Annotated in this window: 6 protein-coding genes; 5 read left to right on the top strand and 1 reads right to left on the bottom strand. The window is 41.7% G+C overall.

Going from position 1 to position 12,308, the window contains the following annotated elements:
- Positions 1-67 precede the first annotated feature (67 nt).
- Genes ATK78_RS22225 through ATK78_RS22215 form a run of 3 tightly spaced genes read left to right on the top strand, consistent with a single transcriptional unit; the run spans position 68 to position 1,824 of the window.
- Positions 68-964, top strand: a complete 897-nt coding sequence (locus ATK78_RS22225; RefSeq protein ID WP_133578349.1) for an Rpn family recombination-promoting nuclease/putative transposase — start codon at positions 68-70, stop codon at positions 962-964.
- A gap of 44 nt (positions 965-1,008) precedes the next feature.
- A complete protein-coding gene (locus ATK78_RS22220) occupies positions 1,009-1,242 on the top strand; it encodes a hypothetical protein (RefSeq protein WP_133578348.1) in 234 nt (77 codons plus the stop codon).
- Positions 1,243-1,824 (top strand): hypothetical protein, encoded by a 582-nt coding sequence (locus ATK78_RS22215; RefSeq protein WP_133578347.1) that lies wholly within the window; start codon positions 1,243-1,245, stop codon positions 1,822-1,824. It abuts the gene before it with no gap.
- A gap of 149 nt (positions 1,825-1,973) precedes the next feature.
- On the opposite strand, the gene ATK78_RS22210 is transcribed toward ATK78_RS22215, so the two are convergent.
- Entirely contained in the window at positions 1,974-2,498 is a 525-nt protein-coding gene (locus ATK78_RS22210) for a protease (RefSeq protein WP_133578346.1), read from the bottom strand.
- A 366-nt stretch (positions 2,499-2,864) separates the two neighbouring features.
- On the opposite strand from ATK78_RS22210, the gene ATK78_RS22205 reads away from it, so the two are divergent.
- Both ATK78_RS22205 and ATK78_RS22200 read left to right on the top strand, forming a co-directional pair.
- The gene (locus ATK78_RS22205; RefSeq protein ID WP_133578345.1) at positions 2,865-4,829 is read left to right on the top strand and encodes a glycoside hydrolase family 97 protein; all 1,965 of its coding nucleotides are present in this window, start codon (positions 2,865-2,867) and stop codon (positions 4,827-4,829) included.
- A 220-nt stretch (positions 4,830-5,049) separates the two neighbouring features.
- A partial coding sequence (locus ATK78_RS22200; protein WP_208112424.1) for a putative Ig domain-containing protein occupies positions 5,050-12,308 on the top strand: 7,259 nt, incomplete at its 3' end.

The raw sequence follows: 12,308 nt of genomic DNA, 5'->3' as shown, positions 1-12,308 counted from the left end.
AAAAATAGTTTTGTGCAAAACTTGGCTTGATGATTAATATTGGATAAGGTCGCATTGGGCAATCCATATGAAAAACCAACCGAGACCAGCTATACCTTTAATTCCGGAATATATTGATCCTTACAGTGATTTTGGGTTTAAGCATTACTTCGGTAAGGAACTGAACAAAGACCTGCTGATTGATTTTTTGAACAGCATTCTTGAAGGCCATAAAGTAATCTATGATTTACAGTATGGCAATTCAGAACGGCGGGGACCACAGCATAAGTATCGGAAGACCCTGTTTGATCTGTATTGTACCGGAACAAACGGGGAGGAATTTATTATCGAGATGCAGCGGGCAAAGCCGTTGTATTTTAAAGACCGGAGTATCTTTTATACTTCTGCTTTAATTCAGGAACAGGGAATATCTGTGAAACCTGGCTGGAACTATTTACTTCCCGAAGTTTATCTGATTGCCATAATGGATTTTTGTTTTGAAGATAGCCCTGCAGAACAGTACCTGCATCGGGTAATGCTTACAGACATCGATACCAAGCAGGTATTTTATAACAAGCTGACCTATATTTATGTCGAGATGCCGAAATTCAGGAAAAAGATAAATGAGCTTGAAACCGCACAAGACAAATGGCTTTTTATGTTAAATAATTTAAACAAAATGGAACGAATTCCCGTATCTTTAGTTAAGAAGGAATTTGTAAAATTATTTTCAATAGCCAAAGTTGGTGGCTTAAATCCAGAAGAGATGACTGAATATCAAAGATTTTTAAAAGTTGAACGCGATAATTATAGTGTTGCTGAAGCGTATAAGCTTGAAGGGGAACTTAAAGGCATTATTGAAGGGGAACTTGAGGGTAAGCTTGAGATCGCTGTTAAATTAAAAACAGAAGGAATGCCTGATTCTAAAATCGCTGAAATAACCGGATTTTCTATTACAAAAATTGAAGGCCTAAAAATAAATTAAGTGTTTATTATTTACCAACAACAGGTGGCTTAAATCCAGAAGAGATGACTGAATATCAAAGATTTTTAAAAGTTGAACGCGATAATTATAGTGTTGCTGAAGCGTATAAGCTTGAAGGAGAACTGAAAGGCAAACTTGAAGGGGAAATTAAGGGCATTATTAAAGGGAAACTTGAGGGTAAGCTTGAGATCGCTGTTAAATTAAAAACAGAAAGAATGCCTGATTCTAAAATCGCTGAAATAACCGGATTTTCTATTACAAAAATTGAAGAGCTGTAAATGAAAAAAAATACGCTTTTATTATTTCTGATCATTTTGCTTTCGGCCTGTAATGATACGGAGAAAAAAACTTCTGACACAACAGATTCTGCAACGGCCGTTTCAGTACAACCTGAGGTCAGCACCGCAGAAATCCATATTGAGCCGAAGTACAATCCTATAGATGAATTGAAGCAGCCGCATATGCAGCAGGCCTTATTGGATGCCATTGATTCATGGTATAAACAAAAAGGGGACAGCACATCCAAATACAAGGAAGACAACCAAGTAGTTACCCTGACTGACAGCTACCTGAAAGATTTCTTTGCAGATGCCGATCTTTCAAAAGTAAATTCAGAATCCGGGGCATCCAGGAAATATGATTTTAAAAAATCCCTCGCCCCTTATCGGGATTCAAGCGAATGTATGGATGAAATCTCATTGAGGCACATTAAAGAAGATGACAGTTACCTCTTTCAGGTAACAAACTACTATATGGTGGATGAGGACGGACGCTCCGAGTGTTATGGATCCGATAAGTTAATCCGTTTTAGGATGAATGGTCAGGAAATTTCTATAATCGACATTACTTACGCCGGGTAATCACATACCATTGCTCCCATTTAATTAAAATGGGGCCATACTTAATGCATAGCCCCATTATTATTGTTCCAGACCTTCATTTACCGCGGATTGACAAGTTACAATTGCAGGCTCAATCCGTAATGAATCCTGAAAGAAAAGCAATTTGATTACTTGATGTAAACGAAAGAGATGCTGTCTTTAACAATCAGACCGCTCATATTTTGTCCAACATATTTAACTGTGTATTTGGCTGAGTTTTTAAGGTCATATCCTTCCAATACATTTACATCAGATACCAGGCTGTCCTTTGGATTGATCTTAATGTAGCTGTCTGCAGGAGGCGGCATCATTCTTTTTGCCATAGCACCTTTATAAGACACTTCTGCCCCATTTTCGTCTACAATATCCAGGTATTTACTCATTAACCGTTCAAATGGAGTATGCCATTTACAAAACTGCTGAGCGGTATCTGCGTGATTATACACTGTAAATTTTAACTGTACCGGTTGACCGGTTTTAATGGTATCAGCCATCTGCATCGTTGCAAACAACCCTTTTTCTTCTGATTTTAAATCCGTCACTGTAGTTGTTGAGTCGGTTGTCGCCGCATCTTTATCTGTTGTACGTGTGTTTTGGCTGCAGGCTGATAGTGCCAATAATGCAGCAGGTAATAATAACTTAAGGTTTTTCATGTGGCAAAAGTAATTCTTTTTATGTGTTGATTATTTCTGAGATTGCGCTTCGTTTATTATTTAATTGTTAATCAAAGCACGTACCACAATGCATCGGTTTCAAATTAATCCGGCAAATGAAACAAATATCTAGTGTATTCAAAGCACGTCTCTTTTGCCCAAATCAAAGACTGTTTGGACATTAGTTAAAAGCACCAGCTTCATCGTGCTATGACATATTAACCAACAGCCTGCAGCAAGCAAATGAAATTACTATTGTTATAAATTAAGCTGGTTCCTTTAGGTAAAAGATTCCTGTCGCTATTAAAATCCTGCAGGAGAATGATTACATTTAAGGCATCACAATATGAACCATAACCAACTATAATGAACTTTACGAATAAATTATTATGCACATTCCTGGTTTTCTTCGGACTCTCCAATGCATTGTCTGCCCAGGAAAAAGGAATGGATCTGCAATCTCCAAATGGCAGCATTAAAGTCTCCTTAACTGTTTCTGATAAGATCTATTACACCATTTCTGCGAACAACGAACCTTTACTGAGCAAAAATTACTTGTCGCTCCAACTAAAGGACGGTACTTCCGGTCAAAACCCTAAACTGACCAGCACAAAAAAAGAAACAGGCAATACCCTTATTAAGCCCTATATCGCTTTAAAGTTTTCTACGGTTAAAAACAATTACAACTCCGTACTGCTTTCTTTTAAAGGCAGTTATGCGGTAGAGTTCCGCGCATTTGATGATGGCGTTGCTTATCGGTTCATCACCAGTAAAAAAGACAGCATCGAAGTATTAAGCGAGGACTTCGCCGTCAATTTTCCAGCGGATTATTTGCTGCACCTGCAGCAGCCGGGAGGTTTTAAAACAGCCTATGAAGAACGGTACTCGAAGATGGAATCCAAAGACTGGAAGGCAACAGATAAAATGTCTAACCTGCCGCTGCTGATTGATACGAAGAAACAATATAAGATCCTGATCAGTGAATCAGACCTTTCTGATTATCCGGGTATGTTCTTAAAAAGTTCCGGGAATAACGGCATGGTGTCGACTTTTCCTAAAACACCGCTTGAATTTGGTGATGATGGCGACCGCAGTTTAAAGATCCTTAAAGAGGCCGGTTACATCGCTAAGACTGCCGGCTCCCGTAATTTTCCATGGCGTTACTTTGTCATTACAGCGGACGACAAGCAGCTGATGGAAAATACAATGACCTTAAAACTCGCTGCACCCAGTGAAATAAAAGACCCCAGCTGGGTTAAACCCGGACAGGCAAGCTGGGAATGGTGGAACGATGCTGCCCCTTATGGACCGGATGTAAACTTTGTTTCCGGATACAACCTCGCTACTTATAAATATTACATCGATTTTGCGGCTAAGTTTGGTATTAAATATATCATTATGGATGAGGGATGGGCCAAAACCACCCGCGATCCGTATACACCAAATCCAGACGTTGATGTCCATGAGCTGATCCGTTACGGAAAAGAAAAGGGTGTTGGCATTGTCTTGTGGCTCACCTGGCTTACCGTACACAACAACATGGATGTATTTAAAACCTTCCAGGAATGGGGCGTTAAAGGGGTTAAGATTGACTTCATGGACCGCAGCGACCAATGGATGGTAAAGTACTATGAAAATGTAGCGAAAGAGGCGGCAAAATACGAGTTGTTCGTCGACTTTCATGGCTCATTTAAGCCTTCTGGACTAGAGTACAAATATCCGAATGTAATTTCTTACGAGGGCGTTCGCGGGATGGAACAAATGGGCGGAACCTTGCCAGACAATAGCCTCTTCCTTCCGTTTATGCGGAATGCTGTTGGCCCGATGGACTATACGCCTGGAGCCATGATCAGCATGCAGCCGGAAGTATACCGTTCTGAACGTCCGAATTCGGCAAGTATCGGTACCCGCGCATATCAGTTGGCCCTGTTTGTTGTTTTTGAAAGCGGCATCCAGATGCTGGCCGACAATCCTACCCTGTATTACAGAAACCTGGACTGCACGGAATTTATTACGCAGGTGCCGACAACCTGGGACGAAACAAAAGCACTGGCTGCAAAGGTTGGTGAACTGGCCGTTGTCGCAAAAAGAAAAGACAAAAAATGGTTTATCGGCGGCATCACCAATGGTAAAGAGAAGGAACGGAATGTACAGCTGAACCTGGATTTCCTGGAAAAAGGAAAAACCTATACCATGACCTATTTTGAAGATGGCATCAATGCCGGCCGACAAGCTATGGATTACCGTAAGAAAACAATATCTGTAAAATCCGGCGATCAGATCCCGGTAAAAATGGTACGAAATGGTGGTTTTGCTGCTGTGATTCAGTAATCGTACTTTTAAAACGGTACTGATCAAAAGGGCAATGCCCCTTCATTATTGACTATTTGAAACCCTGGTAAAGTAAGAAACTTTACCGGGGTTTTTTATGCAGTTTGATCAGACTACCCATTGGGGTAGGTTTACTCTTTTTAGGAGTACAAGCCTTTCGTTTGTATTAAATTTAAGCCATTTTAACAAGAATCTAAATGGTCCCCTCAATCTATCCCGGATGAAAAAACTTCTACTTTTAATTTTTTCTTTAATTGCATTACATACTTCTGCAGCCATTAAGTACGTAAACTGGAATGCTACGGGTGCAAATAATGGCACCAGCTGGAATGATGCATATACCGTTTTGCAATCTGCGTTGATTTCTGCCGTTGCTGGCGACGAGATTTGGGTGGCTAAGGGAACGTATCATCCAACGGTGAGAGCTGGAGATGGAACTAGGGATCAAGATAAAGCTTTCGTGCTGGTACCAAATGTGAAGATCTTTGGTGGCTTTGCAGGTACAGAGACGGATTTAGCCGGTCGCAACTGGACAACCAATACAACCATTCTAAGCGGTGATCTTGACAACAGCGGAACATTGACTAACGCTGATGCAGCACATGTGGTAATCAGTTCCGGAGCGGTTGGTTCTGCTGAACTGAACGGCTTTACGATTACCGGAGGGAATGTATATGTGCCCAGCGATTCACGCATAGTGAATGGATTACAAATATCCACATCTTATGGCGGAGGAATATATAGTGAATCCTCTGCTCCAAAATTGATTAACCTGATTGTTTACGGAAATAAGGGCGCGGTTGGGAATGGTCATGGCATTTTTGTTTCCAATTCAGATTTGATGATTAGTAATACAGTAATCAGCAACAATGGAGAGTCCGACTCACAATGGGGTGGAGGAATTTATGTGAAAAATTCCAATCCCACACTTACCAATGTCCAGGTAACTGGCAATACAGCACTTTATGGCGGAGGGATATATAGTGAATTTTCCAATCTAACAATAACAAATGCCGTTTTTAGCGGAAACGGTCGCATGAATGCAATAGAAACCTATTCAGGAACCGCCACATTAACCAACGTGACCATAAGTGGGAGTATGTATGGTATAGACATTTCCAGTAATACTCAGATAAAGGTATTTAACAGCATTATATATAACAATGCGATTGGAATCTATACCGGAATATTAGGCACCCTCCTCGTCAGCCACAGTTTGGTGCAAGGGATGACAGCTACAACCAATGGAAACATCAATGGGAGTACAAACCCATTATTTGTTAATCCAATAAATCCATCGTTCAACGCTACATCTTCAGGCGATTACCATTTACAATCTGGCAGTCCAATAAGAGATTTAGGCAGCAATACTTATTATGCAGCCGGACTAACACCCGATCTTTCTTCTATAAAAACGGGTTTAGATGGAAATGACAGGATGATGGGAAATGCCCCTGAACCTGGCGCTTATGAATTGCCTATGATCACAACGATCAGTACCAGTCCGCTTACCTATATCACACAAAACAAAGCGGTTCTTGGAGGCAACGTGACAGCAGATAATGGAACCATGGTAACAGAACGTGGTATTGTAATATCCGCATCCAATACCAGGCCAACCATTTCCGACACTAAAATAATATCTGGCAGTGGCATGGGTGCTTTCTCCGCAATTGCAGCCGGATTAAGTGCAGGGACATTATATCATACACGTGCATATGCTATCAATACCGAAGGAACCGCTTATGGTAATATAATTGATTTTACAACCGCTCCACCCCCGCCAAATATTTCTTATGCAGCACCGCAAGTTTACACTAAAGGTACTGCTATAACTGATATATCTCCATCAAATACCGGAGGTGCTGTTCCGGCGACCATTTACGGCACGGTTACACAAACTTTCGCGGGATATAATAGTCCACTTGGTATCGGGAAAGATGGTTTAGGTAATATCTATTGTGCAGATACATACAATAATGTACTAAAAAAGATTGCCGCAAGTAATGGTGCAATTACTACATTAGCTACTGGCTTTAATGCGCCTCTAGATGCTGCAACGGATATCTTCGGAAACATCTATGTTTCGGATTTTCTTAACCATCAGATTAAGAAAATTTCTACTGCAGATGGTTCTATAGCAATAGTCGCTAACATGAATGAACCACGTAGCTTAATTGTTGATGAGTTGAGCGACATTTATGTAACTGATGGACCAATTGTGAGGAAAATAAGCGGCGTTTTAACCAGCACACCCTTTAGTTCTTCCGCATTCCTCACATCTATAGATAAAGACGTTAACGGAAATCTGTTTATTGCTGTTTTCGGAGCCAGAGAGATTAGAAAAAGAGATGTTAATGGTATAATTACAACAATTGCTTCAGGATTCTCCGAGCCTACTGGTTTATCTTTAGATCCAGCAGGCAATTTATACGTCGCCGACAGGAGTAATAAGAACGTCAAACGAATTTCAGTCCATGACGGATCCATCTCTACAGTCGGACCAGGATTTGATAGCCCCCAGGATGTGGAATGTGATGATTTAGGAAACCTTTATATAACGGAATTAAATCAAGGCCAAATAAAAAAGATGACTATAACTGGCTATACCATTAGTCCGGAATTACCGGCCGGCTTAGTGTTCGATGGAACTACAGGAAAAATCAGTGGAACGCCAACAAGTATATTAGCTTCTACGGATTATAAGATTACCGCTTACAATGCCTCAGGAAGCAACCAGACCACCCTCAATATTACAGTGAATGATATTCCTCCGTCTAACTTAAGTTACAGTACACCAAATACATTTACAAGAGGAACAACCATTTCCGATCTAACGCCGTCTGTTGATGGCGGAACCGTAGTTAGCTATAGCATCAGTCCAGCTTTAACTGCAGGATTAAATTTAAACACAACAACGGGTGTGATCGGCGGAACGCCAGCAAATTTTAGCGCCGCTACAGACTATACAGTTACAGCGACAAATTCTAAAGGAAGTACAACTACCGTTGTAAACATTACCGTTAATGAAATAGCACCCTCTGGATTAATTTATAATACCTCAAAAACTTATGCCCCAGGTGTAGCCATTACAGACTTGACGCCTGTAAATACTGGTGGAACCATCACAAATTATAGCGTAAGTCCAAATTTTCCGGCGGGCTTAAGTCTTAACCCCACCACAGGTGTGATCAGTGGAACACCTGCTTCACTTACTCCAACAGCAAATTACACGATAAGTGCTGCAAACAGTATAGGGACAACAACTGCGGTAATAACCATTACCGTTAGAAACCCGAAGACATTGTTTGTAAAATGGGATGCTTCAGGTGCTAATAATGGCGATAGTTGGACGGATGCGTTTACAGATTTGCAGACTGCACTGGAAGCAGCCATTCCTAATGATGAACTATGGGTGGCAAAGGGTACATATAAACCCGCAAAAAAAGCTGGAAATGGAGCTACAGATCAGCATAAGACCTTTGTTCTTTTACCCAACGTGAAGATATTTGGTGGTTTCGCAGGCACAGAACCAGACTTAGCCAGTCGCGATTGGAAAGCCAATACAACCATTTTAAGCGGTGATATTGACAATAGCGGAACACAAACCAATGGAGTTGATGCATTCCATGTAGTTGTAAGTGTTGGGGACGTTGGTACAGCAGAGTTGAATGGTTTTACAGTTACCGGAGGAAATTCAACCATATTTGATTATGGAAATAATCCCGATTACCTGATCAATGGATACGGGATTCATACCTATGCTGGTGGTGGAATATATAGTGAATCTTCGTCTCCAAAACTGACCAACCTGATCATTGATCGAAATACAACCCGGGATTACGGCGGAGGCATATATAACTCCGGCTCAAATCCAATCATTACAAACACAGTAATTAGTAACAATTCACTTCCAAGTGCTCATTTGGGTGGAGGTATCTATAATATAGATTCTAATCCAATAATTACGAATGTATCTATAACGGGTAATCATGCTAGTGGTGGAGGCGGTATGGTTAACAGACAATCCTCTCCAATATTAACGAATGTAGTGTTAAGCGGCAATGATCGCTGTGCTATGGAAAACTACGGGGGAGTAATCACATTGACAAATGTCACAATTAGTGGTAATGTCTATGCTGCCATGATGAATTGGCAAGGTGTCCTTATAAATATCCGCAACAGTATTATTTATAACAATAGCTCTGGAATTGTAAATAACGACAATTCTTCATTAACCAATTACTACAGTTTGATCCAGGGCTTATCTGACACTAATAATGGAAACATCGATGGCAATGCAGATCCGTTATTCGTTAATCCTTTAGTTCCGGCAACTACATCTGATGGTGATTATCATTTACAACCTGGCAGTCCTTTAAATAATATGGGGAGTAATAGCTTTTTTGATTCCGGACAAACACCTGAATTATCAGCTATCATCAGGGATCTGGATGGCAACGGCAGGATAGCCGGCGCAGCCATAGACCTCGGGGCATACGAAATGCTTATATCGGCTGACGTAACCACTTCTGGTTTAACTGCACTTGAGGGAAACAATGCGACTATTGCTGGTGAGGTAACATCGGACAGTGGAAACCAGGTAAGCGAAAGGGGAATTGTGTTGTCATCATCCAATACTATACCAATGCTATCAGATACCAAAGTTTCATCTGGCAGCGGTACCGGATTTTTTTATGCTACTGCATCCGGACTTAATCCGGCTACCCTATATTATGTAAGGGCGTATGCAACCAATGCGGCAGGCACTTCGTATGGTTCTGTAATAAGTTTTATGACCAGGCCGCCCCTTCCGGCCATCGCCTATTCAGCGCCGCAGATTTATCAAAAAGGAACTACAGTTACCGCCATCTCCCCTTCCAATACTGGCGGTACAGTTCCCGCAACCGTTTATGGAGCCGTTACCGAAACTTTTACCGGTTTTAATAACCCAAATGGCGCCGGAAAAGATGGTGCTGGTAATATGTACATCGCGGATACAGATAATAAATTAATAAAAAAAATCTCGTCAATTGATGGTGCTATTACACCTGCGAGTGGCAATACAAAGTTCCCGTATGATGTCGCAATAGATGGCAATGGTGATATTAATATGATCATAAGCAATAACACTCAATATGATAATAGAATGGTAGTACGGGCTTATGGACTATCTGAATACATTGGTGGTGATACGGTACTGGGAGCAACACGTTTAGTCACTGATGCATTATTAGATCGTTACGTAGCTAACGGACGCGGGTTAAAAAGAGTAACCAGCGGTCGTGGATATCCTTTTTATAACGGTGGAAAAATAATCTCTGTGGAAAAAGACGCCAACGGAAATTTTTTCATGGGCGACGATGCAACCGGCGAGATCCAGAAAATGGATATCAACCAAGCAGTTACCATCCTCGGTTCTGGATTCTCCCATCCAACCGGGATATCTGCTGACCTTTCCGGAAACCTCTACATTGCAGATCATGGCAACTCTCAGGTGAAGAAAATATCTGTTCACGATGGAACGATCAGTATAATTGGATCCGGATTTGATGCGCCGGGAGACGTGGAATGTGACGATCTGGGGAATCTTTATGTGACAGAGCCCGGACAAAATGTAGTGAAAAAGATAGCGATAACCGGCTATACCATTAGTCCGGAATTACCTGCCGGATTGGCATTTGATGGAAAGACGGGTGAGATCAGTGGAACTCCGACAGGTATTTCAGCATCAGCAGATTATACGATCACTGCATTTAATGCGTCTGGAAGCAATCAGACTACCCTCAATATTACGGTAAATGATGTCGCTCCATCCTCTTTAAGTTATCAAATACCTTCCGCGTTTCAAGCAGGCACTGCAATTAGCGACCTCACACCTACAGTTAGCGGCGGGGCGGTTACCGCATACAGTATTAGTCCGGCTTTACCTGCTGGCCTTAACATTGATTCTCAAACCGGAATCATCAGCGGAACCCCATCTCAGTTTAGTCCGGTGTTAAATTATACGGTAACCGCTGCAAACAGTGGCGGAAGCATCACCGCGGTGATCCGGATTTCTGTAGCGGTCTCTTCACCGGTCATTGCTTATAATGGTCCGCAGACATATACTGTAAATGATGCCATTACATCATTGTCGCCTGTGAATACCGGAGGCACTATTCCATCATCTCCACCAACTTACACCATTGGCTCTGATTATGGTCGATTGAATGACATTGCATTGGATGCTGCTGGAAATATGTACCTCAGTATTGATGGTGCTGATTACATTCCTAAGATCATTAAACTATCGGGAACAGATGGATCTTTAAGTACGATTGCTACACATACAAATCAGCGATTTTTAGGATTGGCTTTAGATGCCTCAGGTAATGTTTATTATGCGGAAACGAGCCCCGGTGGTCTGACTAGTCCAATTAAAAGGCGAACTGCAGATGGGGCAAATACCGTCACCATCGCTTCTGGTTTTAACCATATACAAAGCCTGGTAGTAGATGCCGCCGGCAATATTTACTTTGCAGACCGTGGAAATAATGCCATCGGAAAAATAGATGTCTCAACGTCTCAGGTCACTTACTTTGGCCCACCGCTTGAATTTAGCCATCCATTCGGCGTAGCGCTTGATGTCGCTGGAAATATCTACGTATCGGATACTGATCATCGTGCTGTTAAAAAAATCTCGGCAATTGATGGTTCGATCACAACTATAGCGACTGGTTTTACACCAATAGATTTGACTATAGATGCCACAGGTAATGTATATGTAGCCGCAGAGCAAGGTCCGGTCAGAAGGATTGATGCAGCTAATGGATCTATCAGCACGCTTGCCTACTCAAATTTCTTAACTGGTCTTACCGTCGATCCTTCAGGAGCTTTATATGGAGTGGATAATACCGATGCCATTGTTTCAAAGCTATTTAGAACCGGGTATTTTGTGAGTCCGGCTTTACCAGCTGGACTGACTATCGATAATAATACGGGTATAATCAGCGGCACGCCTACGGCGCCTACTGAATTAAATATGTATACCATCACTGGGTTTAATGAAAGCGGAAGTCATTCGACTTCGCTTGATATCGCTGTTATTGACGTTGCTCCGTCTGAATTGGATTATACTACGCCAAATGTGTTTACTAAGGGAACTGCAATCACTTCGTTGTCTCCAACAGTGAGTGGCGGTGCGGTAACCAGTTATAGCATTAGTCCTGCTTTGCCGACTGGTTTAAGTTTCAGTACCACAACTGGTGTAATCAGCGGAACTCCAACCGTACTTAAAACAGCAACCGATTATACCGTAACTGCTACTAATACTGGTGGCAATACCACGGCGAGCTTGAACATTACGGTTAATGATGTTACCCCTTCTGCATTGAGCTATACTACGCCAAACGTGTTTACAAAAGGAACAGCGATTACCTCGTTATCTCCGACCATTAGCGGTGGTGCAGTAACCAGCTACAGCATTAGTCCTGCTTT

Origin of the sequence: Pedobacter metabolipauper, from assembly GCF_004362715.1 — a bacterium.
GTDB lineage: Bacteria > Bacteroidota > Bacteroidia > Sphingobacteriales > Sphingobacteriaceae > Pedobacter > Pedobacter metabolipauper.
Note: the sequence above shows the minus strand (reverse complement) of the source record. Positions and strands in the feature narration are given on the sequence as shown.